Raw genomic sequence first — 18,855 nt, 5'->3', positions numbered from 1 at the left:
CGGTGATGCGCCGTCAGCCGACAACCCACCTTGAGAACGCTGCAATGGAGGATCGTGGATGTTTGTGACAGTCGGGCTTAAGAAGAAGTTGATGGCAGGGTTTACGCTGGTTGTCGGGGTGCTGCTGCTGGTGGGCCTCACGGGATATTTCAGTTTGAACCGGGTGATCCACAAGGCGCGTGAAGGGAGCATGACCCTGGAACTGGATGTGGCCATGAATGCCCTGAGCGGCAAGCAGAGTGCCTATACGGCAGAGGGCAGCCCCGAACAGTACGATGCCCTGAGTCGGGGGATCGAAAGCACCGGGGAAAAGGTGTCCGAGCTGGAGGAGGCTCTCGGCCAGACAGAAGCGGTCAAAAATCTCAAGGACGGCGGGGATGCCTACGTCACCCACCTTGCGTCCCTGAAGAAGGCCAAGGAGACCAAGGCGGCCCTGCTCCTGGAGCTCCAGAAGAGTGCCGGTGAAGTCCACGCCGTGGTCACCGATGAGGCGGTGGCTGCCCAGGAAGCCATCCGGAAGGAGGTGCTGGAGAGCAGCTCGTATTATCTGAAAAAAATGGCCTTCTCGTCGGTGCGAAACCTGGTGGACGTGGCCCACGGGGCCGTGGAAAACATGCTTATTTCGGGGCGTCCCAAAAAAGAGGCCCTGGCCATGATCCGCAACATGCGCTTTGACGGCAACAACTACTTTTTCGTTGTGGACTCCTCGTACACCCTGGTCACCCACGGGGGCAACCGGGCCCTGGAGGGCATGGACTACTCCAAGATTACCGATCCAAAGACCGGCAAGGCCTTTGTGGTGACCTCCGTGGACGGGGCGGTAAAAAAAGGGGTTTCGGTAACCGAGTACCATTTCACAAAGCCTGGCATGGGGGAGGCGGTGTTTCCCAAGGTGACGGTGGCCAAATATTTTAAACCCTGGGACATCGTGATCTGCGCCGGAGTGTACGTGGACGACATCGAGACCGCCGGGAAAGAGCTGGGCGGGGTCATTGGCGACGGCTTTCAAAAGCTCCAGGAGATCGACCGGGTGGGATCCGTGCTCAACGAGGCGCGCCTGGCCGTTCTTTACTACATCGTGGGCGGTGGGTCAGCGGACAGGGTCAATGCGCTTCTCTCGGAACTCACGGAGCTTCCCTCGGCCACCGAGCTCATGAAAACCGCGGTGCAGGGCTACATGGCGCACTGGGATGATTATGTGGCGGAAGATCATCTGGAGGCAACGGTGGGCAGTGACGCCCGGGACGTCATCGAAGAGCTCTCGGACAAGATGGGCACCATGGCTGCAGAGGCCGGAACCGATTTTGCGGACACGGCCGCCAAGGGCAAGATGGTCATCGCGTTGTTCATCGTCCTGGGGGTGGGCCTGGCCGTGGGGGCCGCCGCGTTTCTCATCGTGTCCATCACCACCCCGTTGCGACAGGCCAGCGCCATGCTGCGGGATATCGCCGAAGGGGAAGGGGACCTCACCCAGCGCCTCTCCGTTTCAAGCAACGATGAGCTGGGAGATATGGCCCACTGGTTCAACGCCTTTGTGTCCCGGCTTCAGGCCATGATCGGAGAGGTGGCCGCCAACTCCGGCACCCTGGCCCTCTCTTCCGAGAGCCTGACGGGCCTGGCTGCCCAGATGGCAGGGGGTGCCGAAGCAACCTCCGGGAAGTCTCATGCCGTGGCCGCGGCCGCCGAGCAGATGAGCGCCAACATGGAAGATGTCTCCAGGGAGACCGTGCAGTCCGCCTCGGCCATCAACTCCATGGCCTCGGCAACCGAGGAGATGACCTCCACCATCGGAGAGATCGCCCAGAACTCGGAGTCGGCCCGCACCATCACCGGAGAGGCTGTCACCCAGGCCAGGCGAACCAAAGAGAAGGTCGGGGCGTTAGGCGAGGCAGCCCTGGAAATCGGCAAGGTCACCGAGGCCATCGCCGAGATCTCCGAGCAGATCAATTTGCTGGCCTTGAACGCCACCATTGAGGCGGCCCGGGCAGGGGAGGCGGGCAAGGGCTTTGCCGTGGTGGCCGACGAGATCAAGGAGCTGGCACGTCAGACCGCCGCCTCCAGCCAGGAGATCAAGGAGCGCATCGGCGGGGTGCAGGCCTCCACCGACGACACGGTGAACGAGATCGACGCCATCGCAGGGGTCATCGACAGCGTCAACCAGATCGTCATCACCATCGCCGCGGCCATTGAAGAGCAGTCCGCCACCACCGTGGAGATCTCGGGCAACGTCAACCAGACTTCCACCGGCATCCAGGCCATGACCGAGAAGGTGCAGGAGAGCTCCGGCGTGTCCCGGGACATGGCCCGTGAGATCGCCGAGGTCAACCACACCGCAGGCGAGATGACCGAGGTGAGCGCCAGGGTCAACACCAACGCCGAAGAGCTCAAGGGGCTTTCTGATGAGCTGAAGGCACTGGTGGGGCGGTTTAAGGTGTGATGTAAGGGGGAGGCATAAAGGTTAAAGGGCTAAAGGCTAAAAGGCAAAAGGTTGAAGGGCTAAAGGCTGAAGGGTAAAAAAGCAAAAGGCGAGGGGCGAAGGGATGCTCTTCGCCTTTTGTTTTTTGGGAAAAACAGTTGACCCGTGAGGGACCTTGAAAATAAAGTGGCCGCCATGGAATGAAGCATGGCGAAACAGCCTGTATATAAGGGGATGTTTCACCTGATAGCGATGATATGGAAGCGGAGTGATAGCGATAACGATGGGTTCGATGTTAACACTGGCCGTCATGCCCGACGGGGGGCTTCTCCCGGAGTGGGCCGAGGCGAAACGATCTGTCCCCAAGGCCGTGGAACGGTTCCAGAAGGACCTTTACCGGCGCTTTGTCGAGGCAAAGGAGAGCTGGCTTTTTGTCCTGGGGTGTCTTGAGGTTCCGGCCGGGGCCGATCCCTCTCTTTCCTGGGGGGCTGCCGTGGCCAAAGACTATGTGGGAGGGCTGGTTCGCCTCTCCGATCTGGAGACCCTCCGCGGCTCGGCCCGGGTGCCCGCAGAGGCCCATCGCACGGCCGTACACCTTGCCTCGGTTCCCATGATGGTGGGGGCGGACCGGGTAAACGACGACCTGCTGGCGTCCATGTGGGATGAGCTGGAGGCCGGTTTTTCCTCACTGATGGCTGATCACAAGGGAAGCGTGGCAGAGCTGTTCGCGACCCTCAACCCCGGGATTCATCTTGCCGGTCGGGTCTTTTTCCACCTTGTTGAGAACCGCAATGGCGACGAACCCTTTGCCTTTATGGCCACCTATTCCCAGGCGGGTGAAAACGGCACCCGCCACCTGCCCATGTCCCGCGCCCTGGATGAGTTCGAGGACGACGCCCTGGTCTCCCTTCTGACAACCGTCTACCGGGCCTCGGACAAAAGCGAGCTGGTGGCGGACCTCGTGGACAGCGGGGAGCTCTTTTATCCCCTGGCCTGGGGGGCGGACGAGGCTTTCGCGTTTTTAAAAGAGGTCCCCGTATGCGAATCCTGCGGGGTGATCTGCCGTATCCCGGACTGGTGGAAGCCGTCGTCGTCCCGCGTGGGGGTTCGCCTCTCCCTGGGGGACAAGGCCCCGCCCATGGTAGGGAAGGGGGCGCTCCTTGCCTTTTCACCGGGCATCATGATGGGCGAGCTTGCCCTCACCGAGGAGGAGGCCCGGGAGATCCTTTTGGAGAGCGAAGGTCTGGCCTTTTTGAAAAACCGCTGGGTGGCCGTGGATCATGCCAGGCTGGCCCAGGCCATTGACGCCTGCGAGCGTGCCCGGGACCTCGTGGAGAGCGGGCTCACCATGTCCGAGGCCATGCGCCTCCAGCTTCGGCCCGACAGCCTCCTGGGCGACGCCCTGGGCCAGGTGCCGTGCGAGGTCTCCCGGGGGGAGTGGCTGGACGCCACCCTGGCCAGGCTGGAGCATCCGGGCCGGGCCCCTGAGACCCCGGTGGCCAATGGGTTCAAAGCCACCTTGAGGGGCTACCAGCAGCAGGGCCTGAACTGGCTGGGGTTTCTGGATCAGCTTGCCTTCGGCGCCTGCCTTGCCGATGACATGGGCCTGGGAAAGACGGTTCAGCTACTGGCCTTTCTGAGCAGCCGAAAAGAGAAAACCGGGCCGTCCCTCCTTGTGCTTCCAGCCTCCCTTGTCACCAACTGGGTGAACGAGATCCGTACCTTTGCCCCGGACCTCCGGGTGTTCACGGCCCACCCCGATTACGTGACCGCGCAGGAGGGCCGCACCCTGGCCTCCGAGAAAAAACGGCTGGCCGCAGAGGGGCCGGAGGATCTCCACGGTCTGGACCTTGTGATCACCACCTACACCCTGGTGCAGAAGTATGCCTGGCTCAAAGAGCACGCCTGGGACTGCCTGATTTTAGACGAGGCCCAGGCCATCAAGAACCCTGCTACCCGTCAGACCCGGTCCGTCAAAGAGCTCAACGCCCGCCAGCGCGTGGCCATGACCGGCACCCCGGTGGAGAACCGCTTAGGGGATCTCTGGTCCCTCTTTGATTTTTTGAACCCCGGCCTATTGGGTACGCGCACCGAGTTCGCCGAGTTTTCCAAAAGCCTGAAGTCGGATCCCGAGGGCTACGCCCGGCTGAGAAAGCTTATTTCCCCCTTTGTCCTGCGCCGCCTCAAGGCCGATACCTCCATCATCTCGGACCTTCCCGACAAGGTGGTGATGAAGAGCTACGCAGGTCTTTCCAAAAAACAGGTGGTGCTCTATCGCAAAGGTGTGGCGGACCTGGCCCATCGCCTGGAGACCGCCACGGGCATCGCCAAGCGAGGGCTGGTGCTCTCTTCCCTCATGAAATTCAAGCAGCTCTGCAACCACCCGGACCAGTACGTGGGCGAGGGGGCCTTTAAGGAGAGCGAGAGTGGCAAGTTCCAGCGGCTCCGGGAGATCTGCGAGACCATCCTGGAGAAGCGGGAGCGGGTGCTGGTCTTTACCCAGTTCAAAGAGATGACCGAACCCCTTCGGGCCTTTCTGGAAGGGGTCTTCGGCCATCCGGGCCTGGTGCTCCACGGCGGGGTGCCCGTGGGCAGGCGGGCCGAGCTCATCGACACCTTCCAGGCCGACGCCTACTGCCCCTTTATGGTGCTCTCCCTCAAAGCCGGGGGCGTGGGCCTCAACCTTACCCGGGCCAACCACGTGGTCCACTTCGACCGGTGGTGGAACCCGGCCGTGGAGAACCAGGCCACAGACAGAGCCTTTCGTATCGGCCAGACCAAAAAGGTGGTGGTGCACACCTTTGTCACCAAAGGCACCGTGGAACAGAAAATCGACGCCATGCTTGAAGCCAAGCGCGATCTGGCCGACCAGGTGGTCTCTCCGTCGGGCGAGGCCCTGATGACGGAGATGTCCCGCGAGGAGCTGGTGGAACTTTTTACCTTGGCATCGTAATCTGAACAAAATGGGTACAAGGCAGCTATTCAGCTTGCCTTCTATGGCTGACGCAGGGTTAAGAGGGCTCAGGAAAAATAATGCCTCCGGCGGCGAGGTGTGCCACCTCGAAAGCAGGTTGCGAATGGGCTTTCCCCTTCGTTCCTCAGGGAAAATCACATTCGCTATTGATTGAGATGAAACCGAACTTGTTCTTGAAGCCTGTTTGCCAAACTTTCTAAAAGTTTGGTTCCCGGCAGGGCTGCCGGAGGCAACAGTGACGTGGATAATTACACAAAGGGTCCCCATGGGATACTACGGATTTCCAAAATACGTGTCGGTGGCCGAGAAACGGGCCAAGGCCGAAAAGAAACTCAAGCAGCTGAAGCGCAAGCATCCGGATATTTCCCCTGTGGTTATCCAGGGAAAGGCCCTGGCGTCGAGCTGGTGGGGCAAGGCGTGGAACAATAATCTGGAAGGGTACGCCGACTTTGCCAATCGCCTGGGAAGGGGCAGGAGCTACGTGCGGCACGGGGCGGTCCTGGACCTAAAGGTTGAGGCCGGCAAGGTGACGGCCCTGGTCATCGGCAGCGAGCCTTACCCTTAGAAAGTGAGCGTCCGCATCCGGGCCATCTCCGTGCCGAACTGGCTGGCCCTGAAGGAGGCCGCCGTGGGCACCATGGACTCGGTGCAGGACCTCATGGCAGGGCGCATGCCCAAGGCTGTAGGGGAGCTGCTCACCCAGAAGGGTAAAGGGCTTTTTCCCACCCCCAAAGAGATCTCCTTTACCTGCAGCTGCCCGGACAGCGCCTCCATGTGCAAGCACGTAGCCGCCTGCCTCTACGGGGTAGGGGCTCGCCTGGACGAGGATCCTTCCCTTTTGTTTCTGCTCAGAAAGGTGGAGCTGCAGGAGCTCATCACCGAAAAGATGAACCGGGCCAGGGGCACCCTGCGTCGCAAAGCCGTGAAAAAGAGCGACAAGGCCCTTAAAAAGACCGAAGGGCTCTCGGATCTCTTTGGTATTGATCTGGGGGACGGGGAGGCGCCTTCGGCAGTGAGCAAAAAAACAGCCGTTTCCAAGGCCGGGGTCAGGGCCCAAAAACTCCGGGCTGCCTCCGGGAAAAAGACCGCGCCCAAAAAACGCCCGGCCAAAAAGGCCACGCTGCCCGACGGCATGACCGCCCCCATGAAGAAGCTGGCAACCCTCTTGCAAAAAAAGACGAACGGCGTGCCCGTGGCCGAGATGATCGCCGCCTCGAAGATGGAGCCCCAGAAAGTGCGCAACACCTTGTATCAGATGAAACAGAAAGGGTGGGTGACGTGCCCGTCCCGCGGGGTGTATCGGCTGGTGTAGGGTGGGATTGATAAAAACAAAAAAGGCCCGGAAGAATCATCTTCCGGGCCTTTGTATTTTTTAGTGGTAGCGGGAAGCGGATTTGAACCACTGACCTTCGGGTTATGAGCCCGACGAGCTACCAGACTGCTCCATCCCGCAACAACGAGGCAGACACTACATGGGGGGCTCTTTGAAGTCAAGGCATTTCGTGGGAACACGGAAAAAAAGGTTATCACCCTGGTTGTGGGGTGTGTCACCCGTAGGATGGGCAAAGCGGAGCGTGCCCATCTTTTTTACGAAGAACCCGTACCTTCCCACCCCACAGACCCTTTTCGGCACACGTGATGGGCACGGCACGAAAGGCGTTGTAATCCCAACGGGTGCGGGTTTGCCTTTGCCCATCCTACGCCCCCGGGTTATGCCACCCGTAGGATGGGCAAAGCGGAGCGTGCCCATCTTTTTCACGGAGACCCCGTAGCTCCCCATCCCACAGACCCTTTTCGGCACACGCGATGGGCACGGCACGAAAGGCGTCGTAATCCCAACAGGTGCGGGCTTGCCTTTGCCCATCCTACGCCCCGGGTTATTATCCTCATTTGCCGAGTGCCACCCGTAGGATGGGCAAAGCGGAGCGTGCCCATCTTTTTCACGGAGACCCCGTAGCTTCCCACCCCACAGACCCTTTTCGGCACACGTGATGGGCACGGCACGAAAGGCGTCGTAATCCCAACAGGTGCGGGCTTGCCTTTGCCCATCCTACGCCCCCCGGGTTATTATCCTCATTTGCCGAGTGCCACCCGTAGGATGGGCAAAGCGGAGCGTGCCCATCTTTTTTACAAAGAACCCGTACCTTCCCACCTCAGAGACCCTTTTCGGCACATGTGATGGGCACGGCACGAAAGACGTCGTAATCCCAACGGGTGCGGCTTTGCCTTTGCCCATCCTACGCCCCCCGGGTTATTATCCTCATTTGCCGAGTGCCACCCGTAGGATGGGCAAAGCGGAGCGTGCCCATCTTTTTTACGAAGAACCCGTACCTTCCCACCCCACAGAACCTTTTCGGCACACGTGATGGGCACGGCACGAAAGGCGTCGTAATCCCAACGGGTGCGGGCTTGCCTTTGCCCATCCTACACACTCCGGTTATCGCTCCCGGTGGCTGTGTGTCATCGGCCCTAATGGGCTGTGAGGTAACTGCTGCACCCCAAACCGTAGGCAACGCTGGTGAAGGCGTCTTGGCTGTCGATTTTTTGGGTACCGAAGCGGCGCACGAAGAGGTCCCGGATCTTGAGGATATGGGAGGACCCACCGGTGAGGAAGATGGTGTCGATGTCGTCGGGGCCGAGGCCTGCCTGGGTCATGACGGAATCCACGCAGGCTTCGATTTTTTCCACGTCCCCGTGGATGATCTCATCAAACTCGCCGCGGGCAAGGGGCTCGGAGATGGCCAGCTGGCCCTCTTTGAACCGGATCAGGGCGGACTCGTCCGTGGAGAGGCTGCATTTGGTCTTTTCGATGGCCCGGAAAAGCAAATAGCCGTAGTTGTCCTCGATGAGGTTCTGGAGGTTTTCGATGAGCCGGGGATTGTCCGCCCTGTGGTGGATATCCTTTAAGATGGCCTCGATTTTGGGGTGCCTCAGGTGGGGGATCTGGTGCCACTGCTTGAGCTTGGAGAGAATCAGGGACGAGACGGGCAGGGTGAAGTCGTCGTAGAGGGCTTTGACCCGCACTTCTTTGCCGAAATAGGGGGCCACCTTGTGCCACATGATGGCCGAGTCAAAGGTGTCGCCGCCGATGTAGACCCCGCCCAGGCCCAGCACGTCGTCGCGCCGGTTTTTGTTTTTTCCGGTGTTGCCGCCCCTGGCCCTGATGATGGTAAAATCCGAGGTACCGCCCCCGAAGTCACCGACCAGCACGGTTTTTTCCTCGCCGTCTGCCAGGGTGTTCTCGTAGGCAAGGGCCGCTGCAATGGGCTCCAGCTGGAAACGCACGTCCGTAAACCCGGCCAGCTCTGCGGCCTTTAAGAGCCTGCGGTTGGCCAGCTCCTCGCACTCTGGGTCTTCGGAAAAGACCACCGGGCGTCCCAGCACAAGGCTGTCGGCGGGTTTGCCCACGGCTTTTTCGCCACGCTCCCGGATGGTGCGCAGGATCATGCCGATGAGCTGCTCCAGGGTGTAGGTCTTGTTGCCCACCTCGGTTTTTTCAAAGCTGGCGTCGGGTAAAAAGCTTTTGATGGACTGGATGTAGCGGCCGAAGGCGTCATTTTCGATGTACTGGTTCACCGCCTCCTGGCCGGAGAAGAACTGGCGTTCTTCGTCATCGTAGTAGATGACCGATTTCAAGGTGTTGCCGGTTTCGTTGTACCGGTCGATGTCGATCATTGAGACTTTGCCGTCGACATTGGCCGAAAGGGCCGAGTTGCTGGTTCCAAAATCCAGTCCGAATACCACAGACGTCATACGCTTCACCTCGAAACATAGGCGCGGGGCTGCCCTGGGGGACGTGCCGCAGGCCTTATCACAAAAAACCGGTGCGCAAGGGAACTTGTGCACCGGCCGGGGGCTTCTTCTTAAATTGAAGATCGGGAATTTACACCAAGCCATGGCAAATGGCAAGCCTTCCGGGGCAAACGCATTTAGATTTTGCCTCCGGCGGCCCTGTCGGGGGCCAAACTTTTGATAAGTTTGACAAGCAGGTTTCATTTTTTTTGCGCGTAGCTGCCGTCCATAGCCCCTTTCATTTGTTCATTTTTACCGGGACGTTTTTGTGGAGCTTTTTTTAAAAGCGACCCGTCGGAGTTATTTCGGTTAAAGTCCAACGAATCAAATGTTTATTTCATGGTGTTTCCAGAAAAATGAAATGGGTCTCTCCTGCAAAGGTGGTTGCTATATGTCACACATCACGCGAATGCATATTGATAATGCGTGTAGACTGGTTGCTCCCATGCATTCGCCATAGGGTTTCCAGGTGCCCCCACCTGGCTGCCGGAGGCATGATGAGTCGTTGCCATTTTTTAAATACTGAACTGTGAGGTTTATCTAAATAAAATCTTTGAGATGCTCGTCGATAATCGCCAGGATCTCGTCGCCGTAGGAGGAGAGTTTTTGCTGGCCAATGCCGGAAACGGCAAGAAGTTCCAGGTCGTCGGTGGGCATTTTGTCGATGAGGTCGGCCAGGGTGGCGTCGTTGAAGACGAGGTAGGGAGGGATTTCGGCTTCGGCGGCGGTCTCTTTTCGGTAGGCTTTGAGTTTGTCCCAGAGGGCCCGGGCGCCGGGGGCCACGCAGACCTCTTCCATAAGGCGGGAGGCGTTGGAGCGTCGTCCGGCCTGTTTGCCCCTGCGCGTTGGGGTGGGGTCTTTGCGGAAGCTGACCTGTTGCTGGCCTTTTAAAACAGGCATGGACTTTTCGTTGAGCCGGAACCCGCCGGTCTGGGCGTTGACGCTGATGAGTCCCCCGGCCACCAGTTGCCGGTAGACGGAGCGCCATTCCGCGTCGGAGAGTTCTTTGCCGATGCCGAAGGTGGAGACGCAGTCGTGGCCGCAGAGTTCTACCTTGTCGGTGCCTTTGCCCAGGAGCACGTCGATGAGGTGCCCGGCGCCGTAGCGCTGCCCGGTGCGATAGATGCAGGAGAGGGCTTTCTGGGCTTCGGTGGTGCCTTCCCAGGTGTCCACCGGGGAGAGACAGGTGTCGCAATTGCCGCAGGGGCTCTCCAGGGTTTCGCCGAAATAGGCGAGGAGGGCCTGGCGCCTGCACCCGGTGATCTCGCAGAAGCCCAGCATGGCGTTGAGCTTCTGGTGCTGGATCCGCTTGAACTGCTCGTTTCCTTCGGATGAATCCAGCATCTGGCGCAGGAAGACGGCGTCCCCCAGGCTGTATGCCATCCAGGCGTCGGCGGGCAGGCCGTCGCGTCCGGCCCGGCCGGTCTCCTGGTAGTAGCTCTCCAGGTTCTTGGGGAGATCCAGGTGGGCCACAAAGCGGACGTCCGGCTTGTCGATGCCCATGCCAAAGGCGATGGTGGCCACGATGATCACCTGTTCCTCGGTGATGAATCGGCGCTGGTTCTCGGCCCGGGTCTGCTGGGGGAGCCCGGCGTGGTAGGGCAGGGCAGTGAAGCCTTTGTCCGAGAGCCAGGCTGCGGTGGATTCTACCTTTTTACGGCTCAGGCAGTAGACGATGCCCGAGTCTTCATTGTGCTCCTGCTCCAGGAAGTCCAGGAGTTGCTTTTTGGGGGTGTTCTTCACCACGATGCGGTAGCGGATGTTGGGGCGGTCAAAGCTGGAGACAAAGCGTTCGGCCTGTGTGAGGTGGAGGCGTTCGGCCATCTCCTCCCGTACGATGGGGTCGGCCGTGGCGGTGAGGGCAATGCGGGGGACCTGGGGAAATCGTTCGGCAAGAATGGCCAGCTGCATGTACTCGGGACGGAAGTCGTGCCCCCATTGGGAGACGCAGTGGGCTTCGTCGATGGCAAAGAGGGCCAGGGGCGTCCGGGTGAGGAGCTCCTGAAACCGGGGTGTCATGAGTCGCTCCGGGGCCACATAAACCAGGTCCATCTCCCCTTGGGCCATGGCCCGTTCCACCTGCAGGGCCTCGGCCTGGGACAGGGAGGAGTTGAGGTAGCCCGCCCTGACCCCGTTCTGGCGCAGGGCCTCCACCTGGTCCTGCATGAGAGCGATCAGAGGGGAGACCACCACAGCGGTGCCGGGCCGCAGGATCCCCGGGATCTGATAGCAGAGGGACTTTCCCCCACCCGTGGGCATGAGCACCAGGGCGTCGCCGCCGGAAAGGAGGTTATCGATGATCGCTTTCTGGTTGCCCCTGAAGGCTTCATAACCAAAGACGTTTTTTAGAATGGTTTCCGGGGGCTGGTGGTGCATGGGCGGTACAACGGCTCCTGTTTCTTGGCGTCATGGGACAGCGTTATGCATGTCTGTGTGGTTCATATCAGAAACAGGGTGGGATGGCATCCCCTTTGTCCTCCCGGATAAGAGAGAAAGAGGCGTCGAAGGAAAATGCGGACCAAAACAAAAAAAGCCTTGAAGGAATATCCTTCAAGGCTTTTTGAAAGCGGTGGTAGCGGGGAGCGGATTTGAACCACTGACCTTCGGGTTATGAGCCCGACGAGCTACCAGACTGCTCCACCCCGCAACAATGTGAGGGAATATACATGGGCCTTGGGCCCTTGTCAAGGAAGGGATCGTAAAAAAATCGCCGTTAAGCATACGATGTGAGTAATTTCACGATATTCCGCCGTTTCTCTTCATCGCCGGGGGACGCCCCAAGCTCCACGCGGACCCGTTTGTTCCGTCCTGTCTGTCCGGAGACGATTTCCACGGATGATTTGGAGACCCCTAGAAATTTGGCGAAGTACTTGATGCACATGGCGTTGGCCGCACCGTCCACGGGAGGAGCCGTGATCTTCACCTTCAAGGCGTCTCCGTGGATGCCGGAGATCATGTTTTTTGAGGACTTCGGCTGCACGAAGATGCGGAAGAAGAGATCCCCCTTTTTTTCTTCGACGGCAAACATGATCAGCGTGCGGCCCCTGTTTCAAGGGAGGCGGCCACCAGGGGCTTGAGTTCGTCGTAGCTGGTGGTCACCGGGAACTGGGGGAACTCTTCGATGACGTTGGCTGGGGGCCTGAAGAGAAAACCCTGATCCGCTTCCTTGAGCATGGAGACGTCGTTGTAGGAGTCGCCGAAGGCCGTGACATGGTAGTTGAGCCCTTTGAGGGCCATGACCGCCTTTTTCTTCTGATCCTGCTGACGAAGGCAGTAGTCCGTGACCCGCCCTTCCGCATCGATTTTCAGCTGGTGGCAGAAGAGGGTGGGCATGCCCAGCTTGCGCATGAAGGGGCCTGCGAACTGCTCGAAGGTGTCGGAGAGGATAATGAGCTGCGCATTTTCACGCATCCAGGCCACGAAGTCGGCGGCGCCTTCCATGGGGTCCATGGTGTCGATGACCTCGGTGATGTCGGCAAGCTTCAGGCCGTGGGCGTCCAGGATCCCCAGGCGTTTTTTCATTAGCACGTTGTAGTCGGGGATGTCCCGGGTGGTGAGTTTCAACTCTTCGATGCCGGTTTTTTTAGCCACGTTGATCCAGATTTCAGGGATGAAGACCCCTTCCAGGTCGGAGCAGATGATGTTCATCATGGTGTGCGGTTTCCATTTATTTGTGGGTACGCCCATGAGGCGGGGTTATGAAAAAGGGACGGGCCCGCCCATATCTTTTACGGACGGGCCCGGGTACCTTACTCTTCGATGCGGATCAGGGCGGCCTTGCCCTGGATGATGTCCAGGGACTCGATGTCGGCCAGGGCCTGCCTCATGTCTTTTTCCCGTGCCACGCTGGTGAGCATGACCAGGGGGACGGAGCCGTCGCCCTGGCCACCTTCTTTCTGGTGCACGGAGCGGATGCTGATGTTGTATTCCCCCAGGATACCGGAGATGCGGGATAGGACCCCGGGCTTGTCCATGGCCTTGAACCGGACGTAGTAACGGCAGGTTACCTCATCCATGGGCAGGATGGGCAGGTCGTTCATGCGCTCGCTGGTAAAAGCCAGGTAGGGAACCCGCTGGCCGGCCCCGGTGATGAGGTTTCGGGCGATGTCCACCAGGTCGCTTACCACGGCGCTGGCCGTGGGCAGCATGCCCGCGCCCTGGCCCACGAGGAACATGTCCCCGGTGGCGCTCCCGCAGACATTGACGGCGTTGACAGCGTGGTTGACACTGGAAAAGAGGTTGTCCTTGGGGATCATGGTGGGGTGGACACGGGCTTCCACGGCACCGTTGGTGCGTTTGCCGATGGCCAGCAGCTTGATGCGGTAGCCGAATTCATCGGCGAACCGGATGTCTTCCGGGGTGACCCGGGTGATGCCCTCCACATAGATGTCGTCTAAGTTAACCTTCATGCCGTAGGCCAGGGAGTTCAGGATGGCCAGCTTGTGGGCTGTGTCGTACCCTTCGATGTCCAGGGTGGGGTCGGCCTCTGCAAAGCCGCTCTCCTGGGCCTGGGCCAGGGCATCTTCAAAGCTGCTTCCCTCGCAGGTGATCTTGGTCAGGATGTAGTTGCAGGTGCCGTTCATGATGCCGGCCAGGCTGTGGATGGTGTTGCCGGCCAGGGTTTCCCGCATGGTTTTAATGATGGGGATGCAGCCTGCCACGCTCGCTTCGAAGGCGATGTCCACGCCCTGCTCCGCGGCCCGGCGGAAGAGGTCGTTTCCGTGGGCGGCGATGAGGGCCTTGTTGGCGGTGACGATGTGTTTACCTTTGGCGATGGCCCGTTCGAAGCACTCCTTGGCAAAGGTCTCTCCGCCGATGAGTTCCACGATGATGTCGATCTCGGGATCATCGATAACGGCAAAGGCATCGGTGGTGAGGCGGTCGCGGGATATGGTAAGGCCTCGATCGGTGTCGATGTCGAGGTCGGCAATTCTGGCAATGACGAGTTCGGCGTCCAGCTTGGAGGAGATGAGGTCTTTCTCCTTTTCAAGCATGCGGGCCACACCCGTTCCCACGGTTCCAAGTCCAAGGATACCGATTTTGATCGTTTTCATAAGCGGGAGCTCCTTTGAGGCAGCGGCAAAACGTGATAGTCTGAGATACAGGCCCAGGGAAGTGTGTTGTAACATTTTGATATTACAACGCTCTTTTCTCTTGGCGCGTTCGATGGAAAACCATGTAAAATACAGGCAAACGTACAATACAACGGCCCTTGATGTCAAAAAAAAATCTGGGGGTGGTGCGGCAGGCCCGATGACAAGGGGGGGAACGCCAAGGGGTTAACAATATATTATGGATAAATCGGGTGGAACCACAGGATGTTGTATGGTCGTGTCCTTTGAGGTTGTGTTGAAAAATCAGGCGTTCCACGAAACGTTCCGGCCGGGAAAACCGGCGCTGCGGGCACCCTTTTGGTTTGACTTTTTAAAGGAATCTGTTTAGGTATGTGATTTTACAATGACAGCCGCGAGTACGGATTTTACAAGGGATCGTGATGCGCGGGGGGCGCGGGGAACACGATGGTTTGGGCCTTGATCCGGCCGTCTTAAATCAGCGGTTCGCGGGTGATCAATTTTCCGGAGGTGTCCTCATACCATGAGTGAGTCGTTAACATATGCAGATGCGGGGGTTGATGTCCAAAAGGCCAATGCCCTTGTGGACTCCATCAAGAAGATCGCCAAACAGACCAATCGGCCCGGTGTGATGGGAAGCATCGGCGGGTTCGGCGGGCTTTTTTCGCCCAATTTGTCCAGCATGGAAAAGCCCGTGCTGGTGAGCTCCACCGACGGCGTCGGGACAAAGCTTAACATTGCGTTTCAGATGGGCAAGCACGACACGGTGGGGATCGACCTGGTGGGCATGTGCGTCAACGATATCGCGGTGCAAGGGGCTGAGCCCTTGTTTTTCCTGGATTATATCTCCATGGGAAACCTGGATACAGACATTGCCAAGGCCATCATCGAAGGGGTTGCCGAGGGCTGTCGCCAGGCGCGCTGCGCCCTCATCGGCGGTGAGACCGCCGAGATGCCCGGCATGTATGGCGTCGGGGAATACGACCTTGCCGGTTTTGCCGTGGGGGCCGTGGACGACCACAAGATTGTGGACGGCTCCGAAATCCATGTGGGGCACAAGATCATCGGTATCGCCTCCACGGGCCTGCACAGCAACGGGTTTTCCCTTGTGCGCAAGATTTGCTTCGAGAAGATGAAGCTCACCGTTGAGAGTCATGTGCCCGAATTCGGCAAGACCCTGGGCGAAGAGCTGCTCACCCCCACACGGATTTACTCCGATCTCATGCAGGGGATGCTTAAGAGCATCAAGGTGGACGGGTTTGCCCACATCACCGGCGGCGGGCTGGACGAAAATATCATCCGCGTCATTCCCCATGCGTGCAAGGCCGTGCTGAAGCGCAACAGCTGGGAGGTGCCGCCGGTCTTTACCTGGCTCAAGGAGGCGGGTAACGTGGCCGATGGCGAGATGATGCGAACCTTTAACAACGGCATCGGACTTGCCGTTGTGGTTCCCGAAGAGTATGCTCAGGCGCTGCTGGATATGCTGGAGGCCATGGAAGAGAGGGCCTGGATCATCGGCGAGATCGACACGCGTGAAGAGGGAGCCCCCCGGGTGGAGTGGGTCTAAGTCCGACGTCCCTGTCTGCCATAAGCCGCGCAACGAGCTTTCGGAGTGCGTGAACACAACATGATGATGCGGCCATTTTCACCGGTTTGCCCGATGGAAATGGCCTTTTGTTTTTGGAAATGAGGAGTGTAGTGACCCATGAAGATACTTGCCATCGAGTCGTCCTGTGATGAAACCGCCGCTGCCGTGGTGGAGGACGGAACCCGCGTCCTTTCATCTGTGGTGGCTTCCCAGGTGGCTGTGCACCATGTCTACGGAGGCGTGGTGCCGGAGCTGGCCTCACGGAAGCATGTGGAGGCCATTGTGCCCGTGGTACGGGAGGCCATTGAGACGGCAGGAATAGACCGCTCCGAGCTGGATGCGGTGGCCGTAACCCAGGGGCCCGGCCTGGTGGGAGCGCTTTTGGTGGGATTTTCCTATGCCAAGGCCTTTGCCTGGGGCCTGGGAATCCCGTGTGTGGGTGTTAACCACCTGGAAGGGCACATGTCCTCGATTTTCCTGGGGGATAACCCGCCTTCCTTCCCCTATGTGGCCCTGCTGGTGTCCGGCGGGCATACGAGCCTTTACTACGTCACCGGGCCCACCGAGTACGAACTCATGGGTCAGACCCGGGACGACGCCGTGGGCGAGGCCTACGACAAGGTGAGCAAGATGCTGGGCCTCGGCTACCCCGGTGGGGTGGTCATCGACGGCCTGGCAGGAAAAGGGGACCCCAAGGCCATCTCCTTTCCCCGGCCCTATCTGGACAAGAAGGCCTTTGACTTCAGTTTCAGCGGTCTCAAGAGCGCTGTGGGCCGTCATCTCAAAGAGTTCCCCGAGCCCGATGAGGAGCGTCTCCGCAACATTGCGGCAGGCTTTCAGGAGTCGGTGGCCGAGGTGCTCTGCCACAAGCTGATGTATGCGGCCAAGGTCAAGGGATGCCGACATGTGGCCGTGGTGGGCGGCGTGGCGGCCAACTCCCGAGTGCGGGACATGGTGGCAAAGGCGGCGTCCCGTCGGGGCCTTTCGTTTCATACCCCGGAGCTTAAGTACTGCGGGGACAACGCAGCCATGATCGGTGCCATCGGCTACCACCGTTTTATGGAGGGGAGTACCCTGGGGCTGAACGATGATGCGTATTCCCGGGCCCGCCTGCCGTCCAATACCAAGCACAAATAAAGGGCGGTTTTATAGATATCCATAGCTCCGGGCGCTTTGTTTTAACAAATCGGCGGATCGTCCGGTGCGCCATTTTATTCTTGACCAACCCGGTTGCGTTCACGTAGAGATGTCACGGGTTTGGTTGAGTGTGTTCGTTTTGCGATGCATCCCCTTTGTGTGTTTTCTCGCGCTGTTCTTCTCTTCAGAGTTGTATCACGTCGTTCATGCATTCACATCTCAAGCGAATAAGGGCCTTCCAGGGGCCGAAGACCGCACCGGCACATGGTGCGTGCGGTGAACCATGCGCAGGCAGCGTGGTCGCCGCGGTGTGTTTCGGTTTTTTTAAGGCTTTAACATAAACAGCCCGTGACGCTGCGGGCCAGGATCAAGCATGTCCTTATTTAATCACGGTTGAATAAGGCCGGGAGTCATTCGTGTCAGAGGTAGAAAACAGAGATCAGTTCGGAAGCCGTATCGGCTTTATCCTTGCATCTGCCGGATCGGCGGTGGGGCTTGGCAACATTTGGCGATTTCCCTTTGTGGCCGGTGAAAACGGCGGCGCGGCCTTTGTGCTCATCTATCTGCTGCTGGTGTTTTGTATCGGCATGCCGGTGATGCTCGCCGAATTTGTCGTGGGCCGGAGAGGCCAGGGAGACCCGGTGGGGTCCCTTCGGCGGGTTGCTGGAAAGTTCTTCACCCCCCTGGGCGGCATGGGGATCTTTGCCGCCATCGTTATCCTGAGTTTTTACGGTGTGGTGGGTGGGTGGACCATCAAGTACACCGTGGATGCCCTCATGGGGGCCCTGGGCACGGACGTGCCGTCGGCCGGGGCGGTGTTCGGTAACTTTGTAAAAGACCCGAAGATGGTCATTTTCTACCAGGCCCTTTTTATGCTGGGAACCTTCGGGGTGGTGGCACGGGGCATCGGCAACGGCATCGAAAAGTTCTGCACCGTTTTTATGCCCGTGCTTTTCCTGCTCCTCATCGTTCTTGCCGTGCGGTCCGTGACCCTTCCCGGAGCTGCCGAAGGGCTGGCGTTTTACCTGAAACCCGATTTTTCCAAGGTGAACGGGGCCATGATTCTCGCCGCCCTGGGCCAGGCCTTTTTCTCCCTTTCCATCGGCATCGGGGTGATGCTGACCTACGGGTCCTACCTGAAGAAGTCCGAGCCCATCGTCAGCCCGGCGTTTCAGATCTGCTTTCTGGATAGCTTTGTGGCGCTTATTGCAGGCCTGGTGATTTTTCCGGCGGTCTTTGCCTTCGGCCTTGAGCCCGGCTCCGGTCCCGGCCTCACCTTTGTCACCCTTCCTGCGGTGTTCAGCAAGATGCCCGGGGGCGCCCTTTTTGCCGTGCTCTTCTTTTTTCTTCTGGTCATTGCCTCGTTGACGTCGTCCATGAGCCAGCTTGAAGTGATCTGCGCTTACTTTGTGGACGATCGCAAATGGAGCCGCAGCAAGGCGACCCTCACCGTAACCTGTCTTACGTTCTGTCTGGGGATCCCTTCGGCCATCAGCCTGGGGGGCGGCCTCAATATTGCCGGAAAATCCTTTCTTGACGCCATGGACTTCATGGCCTCCAACATGATCATGCCCTTAGGCGGCATGGGCTTTGCCCTTCTCGCCGGATGGGGACTCCACGCCATGGCCAAAGAGGAACTCTCCGGTTCCGACGGAAAGCCTCTTGCCATCTATCCCGCCTGGCGCGTGATCTGCTGCGTGGTGGCCCCTGCGGCCATCGGGTGGATTTTCGTTACAGGTCTTAAGTGGTAAAAGGGAAGGGTGAGGCGAAGGGCTAAAAGGCTAAAGGCAGAAAAGGGTCAGGCCAAAGTTCGGGTCTGGGTCTGGGCAGCAGTGCCCCTTGATACCCTATGAATATAAAAGAGCCGGTGGGTTTT

At 59.2% G+C, this 18,855-nt stretch carries 12 protein-coding genes and 2 tRNA genes; 7 read left to right on the top strand and 7 right to left on the bottom strand.

What is annotated here, in order from left to right:
* The first annotated feature begins 58 nt into the window (after positions 1–58).
* The 4 genes from ACOYW0_RS04460 to ACOYW0_RS04445 all read left to right on the top strand — a co-directional run bounded on the left by ACOYW0_RS04460 (position 59) and on the right by ACOYW0_RS04445 (position 6,702).
* On the top strand, positions 59–2,437 hold the full coding sequence (locus tag ACOYW0_RS04460; protein ID WP_482417361.1) for a methyl-accepting chemotaxis protein: 2,379 nt from the start codon (positions 59–61) through the stop codon (positions 2,435–2,437).
* A 271-nt stretch (positions 2,438–2,708) separates the two neighbouring features.
* A complete protein-coding gene (locus ACOYW0_RS04455; protein WP_482417360.1) occupies positions 2,709–5,369 on the top strand; it encodes a DEAD/DEAH box helicase in 2,661 nt (886 codons plus the stop codon).
* A gap of 286 nt (positions 5,370–5,655) precedes the next feature.
* Positions 5,656–5,955: a hypothetical protein gene (locus ACOYW0_RS04450; protein WP_482417359.1), complete on the top strand. Its 300-nt coding sequence runs from the start codon at positions 5,656–5,658 to the stop codon at positions 5,953–5,955.
* 3 nt (positions 5,956–5,958) lie between these two features.
* A complete protein-coding gene (locus ACOYW0_RS04445; protein WP_482417358.1) occupies positions 5,959–6,702 on the top strand; it encodes an SWIM zinc finger family protein in 744 nt (247 codons plus the stop codon).
* A gap of 64 nt (positions 6,703–6,766) precedes the next feature.
* Here the strand turns inward: ACOYW0_RS04445 and ACOYW0_RS04440 are convergent.
* From ACOYW0_RS04440 to ACOYW0_RS04410, 7 genes are all read right to left on the bottom strand, one after another.
* Positions 6,767–6,843 (bottom strand) — tRNA-Met (locus tag ACOYW0_RS04440).
* Between the two features lie 1,016 nt (positions 6,844–7,859).
* Positions 7,860–9,143 carry an Hsp70 family protein gene (locus tag ACOYW0_RS04435; RefSeq protein WP_482417357.1) on the bottom strand — a complete coding sequence of 428 codons (1,284 nt, stop codon included), beginning with the start codon at positions 9,141–9,143 and terminating at the stop codon, positions 7,860–7,862.
* A 579-nt stretch (positions 9,144–9,722) separates the two neighbouring features.
* Positions 9,723–11,558: a DNA helicase RecQ gene (recQ, locus tag ACOYW0_RS04430; protein WP_482417356.1), complete on the bottom strand. Its 1,836-nt coding sequence runs from the start codon at positions 11,556–11,558 to the stop codon at positions 9,723–9,725.
* Between the two features lie 194 nt (positions 11,559–11,752).
* Positions 11,753–11,829 (bottom strand) — tRNA-Met (locus ACOYW0_RS04425).
* Positions 11,830–11,895: 66 nt separating this feature from the next.
* Positions 11,896–12,210, bottom strand: coding sequence for a DUF167 domain-containing protein (locus ACOYW0_RS04420; RefSeq protein WP_180146097.1), 315 nt, complete (start codon positions 12,208–12,210; stop codon positions 11,896–11,898).
* A 2-nt stretch (positions 12,211–12,212) separates the two neighbouring features.
* Positions 12,213–12,830, bottom strand: a complete 618-nt coding sequence (gene thrH, locus ACOYW0_RS04415; protein WP_482418816.1) for a bifunctional phosphoserine phosphatase/homoserine phosphotransferase ThrH — start codon at positions 12,828–12,830, stop codon at positions 12,213–12,215.
* 101 nt (positions 12,831–12,931) lie between these two features.
* Positions 12,932–14,236 (bottom strand): homoserine dehydrogenase, encoded by a 1,305-nt coding sequence (locus ACOYW0_RS04410; RefSeq protein WP_180146100.1) that lies wholly within the window; start codon positions 14,234–14,236, stop codon positions 12,932–12,934.
* 541 nt (positions 14,237–14,777) lie between these two features.
* Here ACOYW0_RS04410 and purM point away from each other — a divergent pair.
* From purM to ACOYW0_RS04395, 3 genes are all read left to right on the top strand, one after another.
* Positions 14,778–15,821: a phosphoribosylformylglycinamidine cyclo-ligase gene (gene purM, locus ACOYW0_RS04405; protein WP_482417355.1), complete on the top strand. Its 1,044-nt coding sequence runs from the start codon at positions 14,778–14,780 to the stop codon at positions 15,819–15,821.
* Positions 15,822–15,959: 138 nt separating this feature from the next.
* Positions 15,960–16,979, top strand: coding sequence for a tRNA (adenosine(37)-N6)-threonylcarbamoyltransferase complex transferase subunit TsaD (gene tsaD, locus ACOYW0_RS04400; RefSeq protein ID WP_180146106.1), 1,020 nt, complete (start codon positions 15,960–15,962; stop codon positions 16,977–16,979).
* Positions 16,980–17,395: 416 nt separating this feature from the next.
* Entirely contained in the window at positions 17,396–18,730 is a 1,335-nt protein-coding gene (locus tag ACOYW0_RS04395; RefSeq protein WP_482417354.1) for a sodium-dependent transporter, read from the top strand.
* Positions 18,731–18,855: the final 125 nt, after the last annotated feature.

This window comes from Desulfoluna sp. HI9BLuna (assembly GCF_056829775.1).
This window is presented reverse-complemented; position numbering and strand designations above follow the sequence as displayed.

What these genes read in the sequence shown, in the direction of transcription:
- thrH (WP_482418816.1), bottom strand. Translation starts at nt 12,830, where the DNA reads ATGAACATCATCTGCTCCGACCTGGAAGGGGTCTTCATCCCTGAAATC.
- ACOYW0_RS04455 (WP_482417360.1), top strand. Translation starts at nt 2,709, where the DNA reads ATGTTAACACTGGCCGTCATGCCCGACGGGGGGCTTCTCCCGGAGTGG.
- recQ (WP_482417356.1), bottom strand. Translation starts at nt 11,558, where the DNA reads ATGCACCACCAGCCCCCGGAAACCATTCTAAAAAACGTCTTTGGTTAT.
- ACOYW0_RS04450 (WP_482417359.1), top strand. Translation starts at nt 5,656, where the DNA reads ATGGGATACTACGGATTTCCAAAATACGTGTCGGTGGCCGAGAAACGG.
- ACOYW0_RS04410 (WP_180146100.1), bottom strand. Translation starts at nt 14,236, where the DNA reads ATGAAAACGATCAAAATCGGTATCCTTGGACTTGGAACCGTGGGAACG.
- ACOYW0_RS04435 (WP_482417357.1), bottom strand. Translation starts at nt 9,143, where the DNA reads ATGACGTCTGTGGTATTCGGACTGGATTTTGGAACCAGCAACTCGGCC.
- purM (WP_482417355.1), top strand. Translation starts at nt 14,778, where the DNA reads ATGAGTGAGTCGTTAACATATGCAGATGCGGGGGTTGATGTCCAAAAG.
- ACOYW0_RS04420 (WP_180146097.1), bottom strand. Translation starts at nt 12,210, where the DNA reads ATGTTTGCCGTCGAAGAAAAAAAGGGGGATCTCTTCTTCCGCATCTTC.
- ACOYW0_RS04460 (WP_482417361.1), top strand. Translation starts at nt 59, where the DNA reads ATGTTTGTGACAGTCGGGCTTAAGAAGAAGTTGATGGCAGGGTTTACG.
- tsaD (WP_180146106.1), top strand. Translation starts at nt 15,960, where the DNA reads ATGAAGATACTTGCCATCGAGTCGTCCTGTGATGAAACCGCCGCTGCC.